Source organism: Cohnella sp. LGH (assembly GCF_017671885.1).
Taxonomy (GTDB): Bacteria; Bacillota; Bacilli; order Paenibacillales; family Paenibacillaceae; genus Cohnella; species Cohnella phaseoli.
Window position 1 is genome coordinate 2,523,903 of record NZ_CP072117.1, and the last position, 17,660, is coordinate 2,541,562.

16 protein-coding genes are annotated in these 17,660 nt (G+C 52.8%); 14 read left to right on the top strand and 2 right to left on the bottom strand.

Translation table 11 applies throughout. The features are described from left to right. Positions 1 to 74 precede the first annotated feature (74 nt). From nusB to spo0A, 12 genes are all read left to right on the top strand, one after another. Entirely contained in the window at positions 75 to 536 is a 462-nt protein-coding gene (gene nusB / locus J4772_RS10265; RefSeq protein ID WP_116058879.1) for a transcription antitermination factor NusB, read from the top strand. After that, positions 533 to 1,384, top strand: a complete 852-nt coding sequence (folD, locus tag J4772_RS10270; RefSeq protein ID WP_116058880.1) for a bifunctional methylenetetrahydrofolate dehydrogenase/methenyltetrahydrofolate cyclohydrolase FolD — start codon at positions 533 to 535, stop codon at positions 1,382 to 1,384. The genes nusB and folD overlap by 4 nt, the downstream gene beginning before the upstream one ends. A 10-nt stretch (positions 1,385 to 1,394) precedes the next feature. Next, a complete protein-coding gene (gene xseA / locus J4772_RS10275; RefSeq protein WP_209075138.1) occupies positions 1,395 to 2,762 on the top strand; it encodes an exodeoxyribonuclease VII large subunit in 1,368 nt (455 codons plus the stop codon). Beyond that, a complete protein-coding gene (gene xseB, locus J4772_RS10280; RefSeq protein WP_209075139.1) occupies positions 2,755 to 3,039 on the top strand; it encodes an exodeoxyribonuclease VII small subunit in 285 nt (94 codons plus the stop codon). The genes xseA and xseB overlap by 8 nt, the downstream gene beginning before the upstream one ends. 53 nt (positions 3,040 to 3,092) lie before the next feature. Further along, positions 3,093 to 4,004 (top strand): polyprenyl synthetase family protein, encoded by a 912-nt coding sequence (locus tag J4772_RS10285; RefSeq protein WP_209075140.1) that lies wholly within the window; start codon positions 3,093 to 3,095, stop codon positions 4,002 to 4,004. A 153-nt stretch (positions 4,005 to 4,157) separates the two neighbouring features. Further along, complete coding sequence (gene dxs / locus J4772_RS10290) at positions 4,158 to 6,053, top strand: 1-deoxy-D-xylulose-5-phosphate synthase (protein WP_209075141.1); 1,896 nt, start codon at positions 4,158 to 4,160, stop codon at positions 6,051 to 6,053. Continuing rightward, positions 6,053 to 6,937, top strand: a complete 885-nt coding sequence (locus J4772_RS10295) for a TlyA family RNA methyltransferase (protein ID WP_209075142.1) — start codon at positions 6,053 to 6,055, stop codon at positions 6,935 to 6,937. The genes dxs and J4772_RS10295 overlap by 1 nt, the downstream gene beginning before the upstream one ends. 192 nt (positions 6,938 to 7,129) lie before the next feature. Further along, the gene (locus J4772_RS10300) at positions 7,130 to 7,597 is read left to right on the top strand and encodes a hypothetical protein (RefSeq protein WP_116058886.1); all 468 of its coding nucleotides are present in this window, start codon (positions 7,130 to 7,132) and stop codon (positions 7,595 to 7,597) included. Next, entirely contained in the window at positions 7,594 to 8,043 is a 450-nt protein-coding gene (ahrC, locus tag J4772_RS10305) for a transcriptional regulator AhrC/ArgR (RefSeq protein WP_116058887.1), read from the top strand. Before J4772_RS10300 ends, ahrC begins: the two co-directional genes overlap by 4 nt. A 213-nt stretch (positions 8,044 to 8,256) precedes the next feature. Beyond that, a complete protein-coding gene (recN, locus tag J4772_RS10310) occupies positions 8,257 to 9,942 on the top strand; it encodes a DNA repair protein RecN (RefSeq protein WP_116058888.1) in 1,686 nt (561 codons plus the stop codon). Between the two features lie 129 nt (positions 9,943 to 10,071). Then, a complete protein-coding gene (gene spoIVB, locus J4772_RS10315; RefSeq protein ID WP_371822843.1) occupies positions 10,072 to 11,403 on the top strand; it encodes a SpoIVB peptidase in 1,332 nt (443 codons plus the stop codon). Positions 11,404 to 11,644: 241 nt separating this feature from the next. Continuing rightward, positions 11,645 to 12,460 (top strand): sporulation transcription factor Spo0A, encoded by an 816-nt coding sequence (spo0A, locus tag J4772_RS10320; protein WP_116058889.1) that lies wholly within the window; start codon positions 11,645 to 11,647, stop codon positions 12,458 to 12,460. A 136-nt stretch (positions 12,461 to 12,596) separates the two neighbouring features. Here spo0A and yicI read toward each other — a convergent pair whose 3' ends face one another. Continuing rightward, positions 12,597 to 14,924 (bottom strand): alpha-xylosidase, encoded by a 2,328-nt coding sequence (yicI, locus tag J4772_RS10325; protein WP_209075143.1) that lies wholly within the window; start codon positions 14,922 to 14,924, stop codon positions 12,597 to 12,599. 212 nt (positions 14,925 to 15,136) lie between these two features. Here yicI and J4772_RS10330 point away from each other — a divergent pair, with 212 nt between their 5' ends. Continuing rightward, entirely contained in the window at positions 15,137 to 15,922 is a 786-nt protein-coding gene (locus J4772_RS10330) for an AraC family transcriptional regulator (protein ID WP_209075144.1), read from the top strand. Between the two features lie 68 nt (positions 15,923 to 15,990). Next, positions 15,991 to 17,151: a peptidylprolyl isomerase gene (locus J4772_RS10335; protein ID WP_209075145.1), complete on the top strand. Its 1,161-nt coding sequence runs from the start codon at positions 15,991 to 15,993 to the stop codon at positions 17,149 to 17,151. Positions 17,152 to 17,222: 71 nt separating this feature from the next. Here the strand turns inward: J4772_RS10335 and J4772_RS10340 are convergent, their stop codons facing one another. Continuing rightward, positions 17,223 to 17,573, bottom strand: a complete 351-nt coding sequence (locus tag J4772_RS10340; protein ID WP_116058893.1) for a DUF2627 domain-containing protein — start codon at positions 17,571 to 17,573, stop codon at positions 17,223 to 17,225. Between the last annotated feature and the right edge of the window lie 87 nt (positions 17,574 to 17,660).

Here is a 17,660-nt window from a genome sequence, read left to right on the forward strand (position 1 = left end):
TGGGATTTTTTGCGTGTTTATGGAAAAAATGCAAAGAAACGGGCAACGACGACACGAAACATTCGGGAGGACTCATGAAGCGCAGACTGGCAAGAGAAATTGTGGTGCAGAGCTTGTACCAGATCGAAATGAACGGGGTTACGGGGCTTGAGGCCGTCAATACGGTAATGGACGAGGCTCGTCAAGATAACGAGGTCGGCGCCGACGTGGCGGAGCTCGCGAGCATCGACGCTTTTACAAGAGAATTGGTGCAGGGCGTGCTGGACAAGCAGCAGGAGATTGATCAGCACCTTGTCGTCTATTTGACGGGATGGCAGGTAGATCGGCTATCGCGGGTTGACCGGCAAGTATTGCGTTTGGCCGTTTATGAGATGTTGTATCGGCAGGACGTGCCCCCCAAAGTTGTCATTAACGAAGCGATCGAGCTGGCCAAGCATTTCGGCCGGGACGAGAACGGCAAGTTCGTGAACGGCGTTTTGGGCCGGATGATGAAAGAGAGAGAAGAGAACCAACCCGAGGAGAGTGACCGGAAGTGAGCGCACAACTGATCGAAGGCAAAAAAATATCCGATTTTATCCGCGAAGAGATTAAGCTTGAAGCGGATCGATTGAAGAGCGAGGGCGTAACTCCGGGCCTTGTCGTCATCTTGGTAGGCGAAGATCCGGCTTCGCAGGTTTACGTTCGCAACAAGGCGAAAGCATGCGAGCAGCTTGGCTATTATTCCGAGGTCGTTCGTCTGCCAGCCGAGACGAGCCAGCAACAACTGCTGAGCCTGATCGACCGATACAATAGCGACGACAAAGTGAATGGCATTCTGGTGCAGCTCCCGCTGCCTAAGCATATCGAAGAGAAGGCGATCATCGACGCGATTGCGGTGGAGAAGGATGTCGACGGCTTTCATCCGGAGAGCGTCGGCAATCTGATGATCGGGGACGACACGTTGCTGCCGTGTACGCCGGCCGGCGTCATCGAACTGCTCAAGCGGACCGGCAACGATCCTGCGGGCAAGCATGCCGTCGTCATCGGACGCAGCAACATCGTCGGCAAGCCGGTCGCGATGCTGCTGCTTCGCGAGCATGCGACGGTGACGATCTGTCACTCGCGCACGCCGAATTTGCCGGAAATCGCCAAGCAAGCCGACATTCTGGTTGCCGCCGTCGGCGTGCCGAAGCTGGTGAAGAAGGAATGGGTCAAACCGGGCGCGGTCGTTATCGACGTAGGCGTTAACCGTCTTCCGGACGGCAAGCTGTGCGGCGATGTCGATTTCGACGATGTCGTGGATACAGCGGGGTGGATTACGCCGGTGCCGGGCGGAGTCGGACCGATGACGATTACGATGCTGATGGCCAACACGCTGAAGGCGGCCAAGCGTTCCCGCGGTTAGGGCGCAGACGATGAGAGGAGAACCGGCGCGCGCGTTGACGATTCGCGAGCTTACCCGGCTCATCAAGGGTAAGCTGGAAGGCGACCCGGGCCTTCAGGATATATGGCTGAGGGGCGAGATTTCGAATTTTACGCTGCATTCGAGCGGACATATGTATTTCACGCTGAAGGACGATGCCTCCAGATTAAAATGCATCATGTTCGCTTCCTACAATCAACGTTTGCCTTTCGTCCCGAAGAACGGAACAAAAGTATTGGCGCGGGGAGGCGTCTCGGTATACGAGAGGGACGGCCAATACCAGTTTTATGCAACGGCGATGCAGCCCGACGGAATCGGCAGCCTGTATCTCGCCTTTGAGCAGCTTAAGCGCAAGCTTGAGGAGGAGGGGCTGTTCCGTCCGGAGACGAAGCGGGCGTTGCCGCTTTATCCGCGCACGGTCGGGGTAATTACCTCGCCGACGGGAGCCGCCGTTAGAGATATTCTGATTACGCTTGAACGGCGCAACCCTGGCGTGCATGTCCTGCTCTACCCTGTAACCGTGCAAGGCACAGGCGCCGCTCCCTCCATCGTTAAAGCGATCCGCGAGATGAACGAGCTAGGCGCGGCGGACGTGCTGATCGTCGGACGGGGCGGAGGCTCGCTTGAAGAACTGTGGGCGTTTAACGAGGAGCAGGTCGCTCGGGCGATTCGGGCTTCCGCGATTCCGATCATCTCTGCCGTCGGGCACGAGACGGATTTTACGATTGCGGATTTCGTCTCAGATATGCGCGCCGCGACGCCGACGGCCGCTGCCGAAATCGCCGTCCGGCATATCGGGGAGCTGAGGCAGGAACTGACGTATCTGGAGCGGAGAATGGCCGGTGCGCTTGGACGCGGCCTGGCCAAGGCGAAGGAGCGGTGGCAGCATGCGGCGCGCTCGCCGTATTTTACGCAGCCTAAGCGCAGCTTATTGGCGCAGGCCGAGCGACTGGACCGGCTTAAGGAGACGCTTCGCTACCGGATCGGCGCCGAGCAAAGCCGAGCGCAGGAGCGGGCGACGAGGCTGACCGGCAGGCTGCAGGCGGTTAACCCGCAGCAGCAGGTTATCCACGCCCGGCAGCGCGCGACGGCGGCCGCCAAAAGGCTGGAGCTGGCAATGGGTGCGATCATGCGCGAACGGACAAGCCGTTTCGGTTCGATCGTTAAACAGCTCGATGCGCTGAGTCCGCTCAAGGTTATGGCTCGCGGCTATAGCTTGGCTTACGACGAGCAGGAGAAGAAGCTGATTCGTTCGATCGACGAAGTTCAGCCGGGAGATCTCCTTCATCTTCGGCTTACGGACGGCAAGCTGGTCTGTCAAATATGGGGGATTCACGGGGAGGAACAAGCGAATGGCTAACAACCGCACTGGAAAAGCCGAGGCGGCTGCCGCAGAGGAGAACGGAGTCGCGGAGGTGTCGTTCGAGCTGGCGATGGAGAAGCTCGAGACGATCGTCGCGAAGCTGGAGAGCGGCGACGTGCCGCTGGAGACGGCGATCGAGCTGTTCCAGGAAGGGATGACGCTGTCGCGACTGTGCGGGCAGAAGCTGGAGCAGGTGGAGCGCCGCATCGAGATGCTGGTGGAAGGCGATGGCGGATTGCAGCGCAAACCGTTCTCCGCCGGGAAGGAAGAGTAATTTTCCCGCGTTATTCGGCATACATAGGTTTTGAAGAGCAGAGGGGTAATAACGTGAAGACTTCGGTAGCATTGCACACTTATTTGCAAGAGCAGCGGGCGCGAGTGGAAGCAGCGCTGCAGAACGTTTTTCCGGTGGATTGGGCAATTCCTGAGCGGCTGCGGGAAGCGATGGATTATTCCTTGCTGGCCGGAGGCAAGCGGCTGCGTCCGATTTTGGCGCTCGCTGCAGCCGAGGCGGTAACAGGCAAGGAGGAGACGTCGGACAGGGCGCTCGCTTTCGCCTGCTCGGTCGAGATGATCCATACCTATTCGCTTGTACACGATGATTTGCCTGCCATGGACAATGACGACTATCGCCGAGGCAGACCGACGAATCATAAAGTGTTTGGCGATGCGATGGCGATTCTCGCCGGCGACGGTCTGCTAACGCATGCCTTCCATGTCGCTTCGCGGGCAACCGATGACGGCGTATCGGCGGAACGCGCGCTTGCCGTCATTCGGGAGCTGAGCTGTTACGCAGGCTTGCCTGGCATGGTCGGCGGGCAAGTATCCGATATGCTCGGAGAGCAGGGAATCACTTCGCTGGAGCAACTGGAGCATATTCATCTGCACAAAACGAGCGATTTGATCGCCTTTTCCCTGCGAGCCGGCGGCCATGCGGCGGAGGCGGACGAGCGACAGGTCGAGGCGTTGGGACGTTTCGGGCGCAACATCGGTCTGGCTTTCCAAATCCAGGACGATATTCTCGACTTGACGGGCTCGGCGGATAAGCTGGGCAAGCCGGTTAAGAGCGACGAGCGTCAGCACAAGGTGACCTATCCTTATTTGCTAGGGCTCGACGAGAGCCGCAGACGCGTCTCGGAGCTGACGCGCGAAGCGACCGATGCCTTGCTGCAGGTCGGGCTAGCGAAGCCGGAGCGCCTGCTCGAGATCGCGGATTATTTGCTGAATCGGGATCACTAAGCAATTGCGTACTCGGAGGCCCCGCAAGGGAAGGGCGGCGCGTTAGGCGACGGTTGTCCCTTTGCGGGGCTTTTTGGCGCTGAATTTGGGCATTGAATCGGGGATATGGTATAATAGGTCTAATATTGATGTGGGGAAAGCGGGGAACATGACTTGCTGCTCGAGCAAATCGACAGTCCGGATGACCTGAAGAAACTAACGCTGTCCGAGCTTCCTCAACTGGCGGAAGATATTCGACATTTTCTTATTCGGAAACTGAGCGTGACCGGGGGGCATTTGGCGCCCAATCTCGGCGTAGTGGAGCTGACGCTTGCGCTCCATTACCATTACAACAGCCCGAAGGATAAATTTATTTTTGATGTAGGTCACCAGGCGTACGTACACAAAATGCTGACGGGACGGCAAGATCGTTTCGACACTTTGCGTCAGAAGGATGGCCTCTGCGGCTTTGTAAAGCGCAACGAAAGCGAACACGACGTATGGGAAGCCGGCCATAGCAGCACATCTTTGTCCGCAGCGATGGGGATGGCTTTGGCGCGCGATTTGAAGGGCGAGTCGAACCGTGTGATCGCCATCATTGGCGACGGCGCGCTTACCGGAGGGATGGCGCTTGAAGCGCTCAACCATATCGGGCATGAGAAGCGCAAGCTGATGGTCGTGCTCAACGATAACGAGATGTCCATCGCACCCAATGTCGGAGCGATTCACAACTATTTGGGCAAGGTCAGAACGGAGAAAATTTACCGCAAGACGAAGGACGAGTTGGACTGGTTGCTGCGCAAAGTTCCGGCGATCGGCGGCAAGCTGGCTCGTACGGCAGATCGCGTTAAGGACAGCTTGAAGTATTTGATTGCGCCTGAAGGCGTCCTGTTCGAGGAATTCGGCTTGAAGTATTTTGGCCCAGTAGACGGTCATGACATAAACAAGCTGATGGAGACGTTTAAGCAAGCCGATCAAGTCGATGGACCTGTGTTGGTGCACGTCTTGACGACAAAAGGAAAGGGCTACTCCCCGGCCGAAGCCGATTCTCATAAATGGCACGGCGTATCCGGAGCCTACAAGATCGAGTCCGGACAAGTGGTTAAGCCCGTTGGCCCTCCGATGTATACGGAGGTGTTCGGCAACGCCCTGATCGAGCTTGCGGAGCAGGATTCCCGTATCGTCGCCGTTACTCCTGCAATGCCGGGCGGCTCGGGCTTGCTGAAGTTTGCGGAGAGATTTCCGGATCGGATGTACGATGTCGGCATCGCGGAGCAGCATGCAGGGACGATGTCCGCCGCGTTGGCTATGGAAGGCATGAAGCCTGTATTCGCAGTGTATTCGACGTTTTTGCAGCGTGCGTACGATCAGGTCGTTCACGATATTTGCCGGCAAAACCTGAACGTTATTTTCGCGATCGACCGGGCGGGCTTCGTCGGAGCCGACGGCGAGACGCATCAAGGCGTATACGATATCGCCTTCCTGAGACATATACCGAATATGGTCGTCATGATGCCCAAGGATGAGAATGAGCTTAGAAACATGCTTCGTACGGCGGTCGATTACGACGGCGGCCCGATAGCGGTGCGGTATCCCCGTATCGAAGGCGTCGGAGTCGCTTACGACGAGCGGATGACGCCGATCGAGATCGGCACGTGGGAGACGGTTCGCGAAGGCGACTATGCTGCCGTGCTGGCGATTGGGCCGATGGTTCAGGTCGCCGAGGAAGCGGCCGACCTGCTGAAGCGAGAAGGCATCAATGTGCGTGTCGTGAATGCCAGATTCGTCAAGCCGCTGGACAGTCAAATGCTGCTGTCGCTAGCGAAGGAAAGGCTGCCGATCATGGTCGTCGAAGAAGGCTCCGTTCAAGGCGGCCTGGGAAGTGCGATCTTGGAGTTTTACGCTTTGCAAGGCGTGCAGCCCGCATCCGTTCATCTCGCCGGCGTTCCCGACGTGTTCGTGGAACATGCGACGGTGAAGGAACAGCGCGAGGAAGTCGGTCTATCGGCCGAGCACATCGCTCAGCGTCTTGCCTCGCTCTCCGTGCGCAAACGGCAAAGGGCCACCTGATGGAGAAGACGCAGGCAACTAAAGAGCGGCTTGATCTGCTCCTGCTGGAGCAGGGTTATTTCGAAAGCCGCGAGAAGGCGAAAGCCGCCATTATGGCCGGTCTGGTGCTTGTCGGGACAGAGCGCATCGACAAGGCGGGAACGAAGATTCCTCGCGATGCGCCGATAACGGTCAAAGGTTCCGTACATCCGTACGTAAGCCGCGGGGGCTTGAAGCTGGAAAAGGCGATTAAACATTTCGGCCTTAACCTGCAGGATGCGGTTATGCTGGATATCGGCGCATCCACGGGCGGTTTTACGGACTGCGCCCTACAGAATGGAGCTGCGCGGGTATATGCGGTAGACGTAGGCTATAATCAGCTCGACTGGTCCTTGCGGCAGGACTCGCGGGTACAGGTGTTGGAACGGACGAATTTTCGGCATATGACGGGAGATCAGCTCGACGGTCCGTTGCCGCTGTTTGCGACGATTGACGTTTCGTTTATTTCCCTTAGGCTGATATTGCCGGTGCTGGCCGAACTGCTGCAAAAAAACGGACACACCGTTGCGCTGATCAAGCCGCAGTTCGAAGCGGGGCGGGAGCATGTGGGCAAGTCGGGCGTCATTCGCGACCCGGCCGTTCATACGCAAGTGCTTCGAGGCGTTTTGAACGCGGCAGCCGACATCGGTTTTGAGCTGCAGGGACTGACGTATTCCCCGATAACCGGAGGCGAAGGGAACATCGAGTTTCTCGCCTATTGGCGTCTCGGCTCGGCGGTTGCCCCGAATTCGGCCAAATCGGATACTTCGACCGTTTCGGCTGCGGCGGATGATAAACGGTATGAAGAACTAATTGCGAATACGGTAGAAGAAGCAAATCGGGCGTTTCGCCGCAATCCTTCATAAAAACAAGATCCTTCGCCCGGAGCACCCGGAGCTGCCGAACAACGGTCCGAGCATTTTGCCGCGGGCTGGCGCGCATCTCCGGGTTTTTCCTTGATATTGGAGGAAAATGGCTTCCGATCGCGAAAAGATAATGCAACGGATACAACTAGTCCAGGCAGCGCGGCTCTCCGTAACGGAAGTCGGGAGGCGGTTATGGATAGCGTCGGAGATTGGGTGATCATGCTTGTCGCTGCCATCGTTATGGGATGGTGGATCGTTAGAAGGTTGGATCGCTGGCTTCACGAGCCTCCGGATGCTCGCTTGCGCAAGCTTGCGACCAAAGGGGGCGTCGAAGAGGATGAATACGTCCTCTTGCTGAAGGAGCACGGTTTTCAAGTGCTGTCCGGCAAGCACCGTATTCCGCTTGGAGTGGCCGTGGACAACGGGTCGGTTATGCCGACCCGCCTATATTTTGATTATTTGGCCGAGAAAGACAACAAGTATTACCTGGTGAAGCTCGACCGGCCAAGGCAGCCGATGGAATGGACGGCCAGCGCGCTGCGTGAAAGACTGCTCGTGTATGCGCTGCTGTTTCCGGATTGCCACGGCATTGTTATCGTGCTTCCGCAGGGGCGTCAAATCAAAACAGTGCGATTTAAAGTGGAGGCTGGCGAGAAATGAAAGGACAACGTCAACGCAAAATCCGTGAGTTGATCGGTTCTAGAGAGATCGAAACCCAAGAGGAACTCGTGGAAGCGCTAAGCTTGGAAGGAATGCAGGTAACCCAAGCGACGGTGTCGCGCGACATTAAGGAAATGCAGCTGATTAAAGTCCCGCTGGAGGACGGCCGATACAAATATTCGATGCCGCAAGACCAACGCTACAATCCGGCGCAGAAGCTGAAGCGAGCGCTGCTCGATCATTATTTGGGAGCGGAGTCCGCCGAAAATCTCGTCGTGCTGAAGTGCTTGCCGGGAACGGCGGGAACGATCTCTGCGCTGATTGACGGCATGGATTGGCCGGAAATTATCGGTACGATCGGCGGAGACGACACGACGCTGATTATCACCAAAACGAAAAGCCATGGCGAAGACGTGTTAGAGCGAATTAACGATATGATGAAGTGACCAATAACACGCATTCATCTCCGACTTGATTAATACGGAGATGGATGCGTGTTAGATTATCTTGAATGTTCTTGTTTTGTCTGGTCTTCTTTCCGGATATGTGCTATGATTTGGATGAGTAATGAGAACGTATGATCGCAATGAGGTCGCGAGCCCCCTGTTTCAAACGAGGCAATGGGGGATTGAGACTGTCGAGTCCAAAGGGGGCTTATTATGCTGCGAGAATTAACCATCCACAATTTGGCCGTTATTGAGAATGTATCTGCTTCTTTTCATGACGGCTTTCATGTGCTTACCGGAGAGACCGGAGCAGGGAAATCGATCGTGATCGACGCTTTGACATTGGCGGCGGGAGGCCGAGGCTCTGCAGAAATGATTCGCCATGGCTGCGATAAGGCGGATATCGAAGCGGTATTCGATCTGCCCTCAGATCATCCCGTGTGGGAGACGCTCGGTCGTTTGGGCATCGAGGCCAACCGGGAAGAAACGCTGCTCATTCGCCGTGAGTTGCTGTCTCATGGCAAGTCCACGGCAAGAATCAACGGTCAAAGCGTTACATTGACGATGCTGAAAGAAGCTGGCGAGCACCTCGTCAACATTCATGGTCAGCATGAGCATCAGTCGCTTCTCAAGACAGAGAAGCATCTGGAGTGGCTTGACCTGTTTGCGGGAGAGGAGATCCGCGAGGAGAAGGCGGCTTATCGTCAATTGTATCAACAATATATTGGTGTGTGCAGAGAAAGGCGCGAGCTTGAGGAAAGATCCCGACAAGGCATGCAGATGGTCGATTTATACAGATTTCAGCTGGAGGAAATCTCCGCAGCCAGGTTAAAACCGGGCGAGGATGAATCCCTTGCCGACGAACGGCGCAAACTAGCTCATGCGGAGAAGCTTGCTGAATCGGCAACGGAGGCCTACGATCTGCTTTACGGAACTAAAGGGCTAGTGGCTCTTTCTCGTTCATTGAGCCGGTTGCAGGATATCGTGAAGTTCGATTCCGGAGTGCTCCAACCGTTGCTGGAGCAGCTTCAGAGCGCTTATTACAGCGCGGAGGACGCAGCTTTTCAGCTTCGCGATTATAAGGAAAGCATCGAATTCAATCCTGAGCGCTTAGCGAAGATTGAGCAGAGGCTGGACGTTATTCATGGGTTAAAAAGGAAATATGGCGAGACGATTGAGGATATTTTGAACTATCGGGCGAAAATCCAGGCCGAAGCCGATCAGCTTGACAATAGCGAAGAATTGCTCGAGAAGCTGACCGAGCGGGAAGCACAGCTGGCGGCCGAACTGTATGAGCGCGCGGAGAAGCTGTCGCTGGCGCGCCGAAACGCCGCGAGAGTGCTTGCCAAGCAGATCGAGCAGGAATTGGCGGAGTTGCAGATGGAACGTTCCGTATTCGAAGTGAAGCTTGGCGCAACGGAGCTGTCGGCCACAGGAACGGATACCGCGGAGTTCATCCTGTCGACGAATCCTGGCGAGCCGCCCAAACCGCTAGCTAAGATTGCATCTGGCGGCGAAATGTCGCGCGTGATGCTGGCGCTCAAGGCGATTTTCGCTCGAATCGATGAAATTCCCGTACTCGTTTTTGACGAAGTGGATACTGGAGTCAGCGGAAGAGCTGCGCAAGCCATTGCAGAGAAGCTCAGCTTGCTGTCGAGTCACTGTCAGGTGTTTGCGATCACTCATCTGCCGCAGGTGGCATGTATGGCCGATCGCCAATATGAAATCCGCAAGCAAGTGAACGAACAATCGCGGACGCGAACATCGGTGACGCAGCTGTCGCCGGAGCAAAGGATTGAAGAACTGGCGCGGATGCTTGGCGGAGTGGAAGTTACGGAAAAAACCCGTCATCATGCACAAGAAATGCTTAGTCTGGCTGATATCCGAAAAAACGCGTAACGACGCGAAAAATCAATTGGCAAGGAAGCTTTTTGAGAACATAAAAGAAGCAAGCCACGGTTACCTTATAGGTACGTTATCGGCGACATACCAGAGAAGCCGATTCAGACTGTAAGGGAGCGTGAGATCTTGTACCAGCAGCACTTCAGGAAACGCCGTCGTATCGGTCTTGTCGTCGTTTTCATGTTGATCATTGCTGTCTGCTCGGCGCCGTTTCAGCATTTCGCGGAATTTCCGAGCCGTGTCAGACTTTTTCAAGGACAGTCGGTCTCGCTGCACTATGCCATTCCCGTTCATGCGCAGATCAGCTTGAACCCGAAAGTCGTCGCTGTGAATGGCAGCGAGCATGCATCGGTTCAAGTCGATCTCAGACAGCCTTTATCCATTCAACCGAAGTCCAGCGGCGTCACTCAGTTGCAAATGAAGCTGTTCGGCAAAATTCCTTTTAAGACGGTACGACTTCAAGTGATTCCCGATTTGCGGGTGATTCCCGGAGGGCAAACGATCGGCGTCAAAGTAAAATCGGCAGGGATTATGGTCGTTGGCCACCATCTGGTCAGTACTAACGATAATTCCCGAGTATCCCCTGGGGAAGCGGCCAAGCTAAGATTAGGCGATCTGATCGTCGAAATCAACGGACAGCCGTGCAACGACATTTCCAAAATTGCGGCATATTCGGAAGAAGCCGGTCGCAGCGGCGAATCATTGAAGCTCCTCGTCCAGAGAGGCAAAGAGCGGTTTAGAACATCGATTACTCCAGCGTACGATGAAGAGGATAAAGCTTGGCGCCTCGGATTGTACATTCGGGATTCGGCTGCGGGCGTAGGGACGTTGACATTCTACGCACCGGATCAAGGAGTATATGGCGCGCTTGGTCATGTCATTACCGATATGGATACGCAAACCCCAATCGTCGTCGGCAGTGGTGAAATTTTGCAGTCAAGCGTCTCATCAATTAACAAAAGCCAAAGCGGCGAACCCGGGGAGAAGAGGGCGCATTTCCTGAAGGAAGGACGCACATTGGGCAGCGTGGAGCGCAATACCCCATTCGGCATTTTCGGCAAAATGAAACAACTGCCAGAGCATTCCTATAATCCAGAACCGATTTCGGTCGCCTTCGCGGAAGAAGTAAAGGAAGGGCCTGCGCAAATCTTAACCGTCGTGGATAAGCAAAAGGTCGAAAAATTCGATATTCAAATCGTTCATGTGTCCAAGCAATCGTCCCCGGCGACGAAGGGAATGGTCATCAAAATAACCGACCCTAAGTTGCTGGAGAGAACTGGCGGTATCGTGCAAGGGATGAGCGGTAGCCCGATTATTCAAAACGGAAAGCTGGTCGGTGCGGTTACTCATGTATTCGTCAACGATCCTTCCTCCGGCTATGGTTGCTTTATCGAATGGATGCTGCAGGATGCGGGAATTATGCTGAATCCCGAACAAACGATGTCTAAGGCGGTTTGACGCCTTAGATTTTGTTTTATGTGCTAAATCCGAACGTTTGTCGAAAATGTACGAAACGAATCATGATTTGACGTGTTGTGCCGCAAATTATTAATTATATTCGATTTCAAATAATAAATAAAGAAAAATTTTTTAATCGAGAAGGAATCTGCCGAGGTCGTGTCGAAAACGGATTATTAGAGAAACGGTGAGCGTTTTTCGACATTCTATATTCTCGCATGGAGAAAGGGAGGACCAGACATTGCCACGTATTGAAGTGTTCTTAGCAGACGACAACCGAGAATTTACGAATTTGTTATCAGAGTACATCCAGGAGCAGGATGATATGACGGTCATCGGTGTGGCGTACAACGGAGAAGAGGTCATCCGTCAGCTGGAAGAAACACGAAGAGTACCGGATGTCATGATCCTTGATATCATTATGCCGCATCTGGACGGACTTGGCGTTCTGGAGAAGCTGCGGGATATGAATTTATCTCCTATGCCCAAGATCATTATGCTCACGGCTTTCGGACAAGAGAACATTACGCAGCGTGCGGTGCAGCTTGGCGCTTCTTACTACATACTTAAACCGTTCGACATGGATGTTCTGGCAAATCGGATTCGCCAACTCGCAGGCAATCCTTCAATTTCATCAATGACGACCTCGTCGCTGCAAAGCAGCGTCATGACGCGCTCCAATGTGGTACAAATGGGCAAGCCGAAGAACCTTGATGCAAACATTACGAGTATCATTCATGAAATCGGCGTTCCCGCGCATATTAAAGGCTATCAATATTTGCGCGAAGCGATCACGATGGTGTACAACAACATTGAAATTCTTGGCGCGATTACGAAAACGCTGTACCCAGCCATCGCCGAGAAGTTCAAAACGACGCCGTCCCGCGTCGAACGCGCCATCCGTCATGCGATCGAAGTCGCTTGGACTCGTGGCAACATCGACAGCATCAGCCATCTGTTTGGTTATACGATTAATATCGCGAAATCCAAACCAACGAACTCCGAATTTATCGCGATGGTGGCGGACAAGTTGCGGATTGAGCATAAGGTGAGCTAATAAAGCTGCTGCTAAAAAACACCGCCTCATAAACGGTTTTTCTAACCGTCAAATGAGAGCGGTGTTTCTTTTGTGATTAATGCAGCAGCATCTCTACGAGCTTGTCCATCTGATCACATTCAGCAGGTTTGGAATTTTACGAAAGCACAATTCGAAGGAACGATGCGGAATCGCTTGGCACGATTCGAAGGCCTTGCTCTGTTGACTCCGAAAGTCCGCCTTCAACGGAGTCGACTGCGGAAATTCCTCGTAAGACGAGACTCCAGTTTTTTGCCGTCCCCTTCGTTGTGATCTCAATTTGATTTTTTTGGCGGCTGGCCATGACAGAGAAGCAGGTCTCCCCAAGCAAATTGTGTATGACGGCAGAGGCTGTCTCTCCGTCTTGAAGCGCAAACAAATGTAACGTTACGCTATCCGTATAATCATAGTCCGGATGTGTATCTTCATTTCCAAGCGGAATTAGACTATTTTCGCGCGCATATAGAGGGAGACTAAAAAAGTCGTAGATTTCGTTCCTCCAGCTGCCGCCCTGAACCTGTTCCCCACTCAGAAAATGAGTCCACGTTCCTCTCGGGAGATAGTAAACGGCTTCTCCTTCCGGGTTCAAGATCGGTGCGATAAGTAAATTGTTCCCCAACATGTACTGGCGGTCAAGGTAATCGCAGGCCGGATCATCTCCGAAATCGAGCACCATCGCCCTCATAAGAGGAACGCCGCTGGAGGAGGTCGATACCGACTGACCGAACAGGTATGGCATCAGCCGGAGCTTCAGCTTCGTAAAGAAACGAAGTACGTTAACGGCTTCTTCGTCATAAATCCACGGTACGCGATACGAGGTGCTTCCGTGCAGTCGGCTGTGGCTGGACAAAAGCCCGAACTGTACCCAGCGTTTGTACAAATCCGGAGGCGAGCTGTGTTCGAAACCGCCAATGTCGTGGCTCCAGTAGCCGAAACCGGACAGCCCAAGCGACAAGCCACCGCGCAGGCTTTCGGCCATCGATTCGTAAGTTGCTTCGCAATCTCCGCCCCAATGCACGGGAAAGCGTTGCCCACCCGCCGTCGCCGACCGAGCAAACAGGACTACTTCTCCTTTACCGCGTTTTTCTTCGAGCAATTCAAAAACGGTTTGATTATAGATCTGAGTGTAGTAGTTGTGCATTTGGTGCGGATCGGAGCCATCGTAGTAGACGACATCAGTGGGTATACGCTCGCCGAAATCCGTTTTAAAGCTATCAACGCCCATATCGAGCAGTGCCCGGAGCTTCGCTTTGTACCAGTGGGATGCCGCTGGATTCGTAAAGTCAACAATACCCATGCCGTATTGCCATAGATCCCACTGCCATACGCTTCCGTCGGGACGTTTCAACAAGTAGCCGTTGGCCATGCCTTCGTCAAACAATGGGGAGCGCTGCGCGATGTAAGGATTGATCCAGACGCAAATGCGCAGTCCGCGGGCCTTAAGCCGTTGCAGCATTCCGGCCGGATCGGGAAAAACACGCTCGTCCCATTCGAAATTGCACCACTCATATTCCTTCATCCAGAAGCAGTCGAAATGGAAGACGGCAAGCGGCAGATCTCGACTTTCCATGCCTTTGACAAAACTAGTCACTGTGGCTTCATCATAGTTGGTCGTGAACGAAGTCGAAAGCCATAAACCATACGACCAGGCAGGCGGGAGCGCAGGTTTGCCTGTCAGCGAAGTATAGTTGCCAAGTACATCTTTAAGCGTATCCCCGCCGATCAGATAATACTCAAGCTGTTCTCCCGGCACGCTGAATTGGGCTTTAGATACGGTCTCCGAGCCGATCTCGAACGAGACGAGCTCGGGATGATTGACGAATACTCCGTAGCCACGATTCGTTACGTATAAAGGAATATTTTTATAGGCTTGCTCGGATGAGGTTCCTCCGTCTTCGTTCCAGATGTCAACTGTCTGGCCGTTTTTTACGAATGGCGTAAATCTTTCACCCAACCCGTACACCGTTTCGCCAACGCCCAAGGAAAGCTGCTCGCGGAAGTAATGAATCCCATCGTCGGCTTTGACATAAGCGGTGGAACGTGCCCCGCTTCCCGTTAGCCTTCTGTTTCGGAAAGTGTACGTGATTTGGACGGGATGAAGCTTAGTTACGGTCACAGTCGTATCCCCGCTCGTCAGTCTGATGAAGCTTTCGTTATTTTCAATGTTTACCGTCGCATTGCCTGTGTACTGAAGATCGAAGGTAGAGGGGCTTTGACGGACTTTTCCTTTATGATGGTAAAACTTTACGCGGATGACGTTAGGTATCGGCGAAGAGAACTCCATCGTCATTAGCGGTTCGTTTAACGTATTGCCGCGATGCTCGAGCGGTCTGTGAGTGGCGTAAGCGGTAATCGAGTCTTTTCCGATTTTTACGTCGTGAATTTCATAAGGGCTGAACAGGCGATAGCCTTGCTTAGTCATCCAATAGCCATCCGTAAACTTCATTATTTCATCTCCTTGAACGATTAATGAATTCTCTTGATAACATTTTAATGATATGATGAGCAAAATTCTTGCATTTATATGCTATAAAATAACAATATTATGATATTTGGAGGTTAGGTATGGATTTGAGGCTGCTCAAAGAGGATCGGAGGCATGGGACCCCTCAATTTCCGTTCGCCGTTTATGCTATGGATTGCCAAGGAGGTGTAGTTTTGGACAATCATTGGCACGATGAGGTCGAGTTTCTGTGCGTGGTTGAGGGGGAAGCGACATTCCAGATTGGCATGGCAGATTATGAGCTTAAAGCGGGTGAGGCTATATTCGTACCGGGCGGAGAGGTTCATGGCGGCTTCTCAAGCGATGGCTCGGCATGCTCGTATAAAGCTATGGTATTTCATCTTGATTGGCTTGGGGATGGTCGGGATAACATCTCCTCCCTGTTTATAGAACCTTTAAAAAACGGAGAAGCGGAAATTCCGCTTTACTATGACGGATCGACAATGTGGGGAAGACGGGTTTTGGTCCGGCTGGCCCGAATGCTTCATATATACGAGTCGGAAGCTTTGGCGAGAGAACTGCGAATTAAAGCCGAACTTTATTCCTTAATAGGCGATTTGATCGAAACCGGACAGTGGCGGCATGCGGTTTCCAATAGCTCGATGAGTTCGTACACGATAGCTCGCTTGAAGGCTGCTGTTACTTACATGGAAAAGAATTTTTCCCAGCCCTTGACCGTGCCTGATCTAGCTGAAGTTGCGGGCATGAGTATCGGTCATTTTAGCCGAGTATTTAAGACGGTTATGCGAAAGTCGCCCATGGATTACTTAAATCGCTATCGGATAAAGCAAGCCGCTCAATTGCTGCAAAATACGGATTGGTCCATTGCGGATGTGGCGATGGAGACAGGTTTGACGAATTTCAGCTATTTCAGCAAAAAATTTAGCGGAATTCATGCGTGCACCCCTTCGCAATTTCGCAAAAAATTTAGGAGCCTTTAAGGTTTATTTATGAAAATCTGGTATAGTGAATGAATGGCTGTCCATAACAAAGAGGGGGAAATGTTGAAATGAGCGACAACAACGAGAAAAACTTACAAGATAATGAACAACAACCGACTAACGAAGCGATCGAGAAAGAACTAGAGGAAACGGTCGAGCCCAAATCTTCGCTTGATCTCGGCAAAGCGGACCCGGGAATCGTAACAAGTGCAGTGCCTGCGGCGGCAGGCGCTGCAGCACCTGCTCGCAGCTCCTCTGCTGTGATTGTACCTTGGGTAATTGCTGTCATTGCCATAGCTGCGCTTGTATTTGTACTGATTCGGAATACATCGGGAGGAACAAGCAACGAAGCAATCGGTCAACTTGACGGCTATACGATTAATAAGACGGACTTTTACGATGAGATGAAAGACAGAGTGGGAGAAGATCAGATTTCGGCTTTAGTCGACGAAATCGCACAGACCAAAATCATTGAGCTGGAATCCGAGAAAGCCGGAATTAAGATTAATGATGAAGATATGAAGAACGAGATTGAGAACTTTAAGAAGGCATATGGCTTTGAGACCGACGAGGATATGTCCGCTGCATTGACGCAGGCCGGGTTCACGTTGGAGGATTTCAAGGAAAAGCAAATTATGCCGACTCTGAAAATTAAGCTGTTGTTCGAGAACAAGCACCCGGTAACCGAAGAAGAGCTTAAGACTTATTTCGAAGATAAAAAGGATTCCACGTTTGCGACAACGCCAAAAGAAATTAAGGCATCGCACATTTTGGTGAACACAAAGGAAGAGGCAGAAGCTGTGCTGGCCGAACTGAAGGGCGGCAAAGATTTTGCCAATTTGGCGAAGGAAAAGTCGCAAGATCCAGGTTCCAAGGCAGAGGGAGGAGATCTCGGATTTTTCGGTCGCGGCGTTATGAATCAACGCTTCGAGACCGCTGCATTTGCTCTTGCTAAAGGTGAGACGAGTGAAGTCGTGGAGGCGGACAACGGGTTCCACATCATCAAGATCACCGATATTAAAGAGGCTGTCGTTCCCGAGTATGATACAGTGAAAGCTGATGTCAAAAAAGCTTATTACGAAGAGAAAATGGGCACGGAAGCAACCACTTGGCTAGAAACGTTGAAGAAAGATCGGAATTATAAAAACTTAATCGCGAAGGAACCAGAAGCCGCTTCGCCGACCGCTTCGGCAACGGCAAGTCCTGAAGCTTCTCCGTCGGCCCAGTAAGCGAAGATGCTGAAAATAATTAAGGCTCTGTCACCTTGATAGGAGACAGAGCCTTATTTGAACGTCATTAGCTATGACTGATCGGAAATATGGTTTTCCTTAGCGCTGTTGTCCTCGGTTTGCGGCGGCTTTGGTTGACGGGGCGGGCGAGGCGTTTTCGGACGGAAACGCGATGACAAGTAATTATGTTTGCGGTCCCGAAAGAAAATCCAACCTCCAATAAAGCCTATGCCCAGCAGAAAAAGAATGGCTCCGCCGATGAACATCCCCCAAGCGAAGTCCGGAGAGGTAACGTTTATATCGCCGATTTTCACGAAGTAGTCGTATATCGCATCTTTCATGAGCAAAAAGCCGTAAGCGGCCGCAATACCGGGAATAACAAGCAGTAGTATAGCTATGAGCCGCTGAATAAGCAGTTTCATAGGATGATGAAGTCCTCCTTCCCATCTCCTAATCATACCTACTTTTCAGGCAAATGTCTATGAATGCGCCTCCATTTCTCGATATCC

Excerpts from the sequence above, each read along its gene's own strand:
- recN (WP_116058888.1), top strand. The coding sequence starts at position 8,257 with ATGCTGCGAGAATTAACCATCCACAATTTGGCCGTTATTGAGAATGTA.
- J4772_RS10335 (WP_209075145.1), top strand. The coding sequence starts at position 15,991 with ATGAGCGACAACAACGAGAAAAACTTACAAGATAATGAACAACAACCG.
- nusB (WP_116058879.1), top strand. The coding sequence starts at position 75 with ATGAAGCGCAGACTGGCAAGAGAAATTGTGGTGCAGAGCTTGTACCAG.
- yicI (WP_209075143.1), bottom strand. The coding sequence starts at position 14,924 with ATGAAGTTTACGGATGGCTATTGGATGACTAAGCAAGGCTATCGCCTG.
- J4772_RS10295 (WP_209075142.1), top strand. The coding sequence starts at position 6,053 with ATGGAGAAGACGCAGGCAACTAAAGAGCGGCTTGATCTGCTCCTGCTG.
- J4772_RS10300 (WP_116058886.1), top strand. The coding sequence starts at position 7,130 with ATGGATAGCGTCGGAGATTGGGTGATCATGCTTGTCGCTGCCATCGTT.
- xseB (WP_209075139.1), top strand. The coding sequence starts at position 2,755 with ATGGCTAACAACCGCACTGGAAAAGCCGAGGCGGCTGCCGCAGAGGAG.
- ahrC (WP_116058887.1), top strand. The coding sequence starts at position 7,594 with ATGAAAGGACAACGTCAACGCAAAATCCGTGAGTTGATCGGTTCTAGA.
- J4772_RS10340 (WP_116058893.1), bottom strand. The coding sequence starts at position 17,573 with ATGAAACTGCTTATTCAGCGGCTCATAGCTATACTACTGCTTGTTATT.
- xseA (WP_209075138.1), top strand. The coding sequence starts at position 1,395 with ATGAGAGGAGAACCGGCGCGCGCGTTGACGATTCGCGAGCTTACCCGG.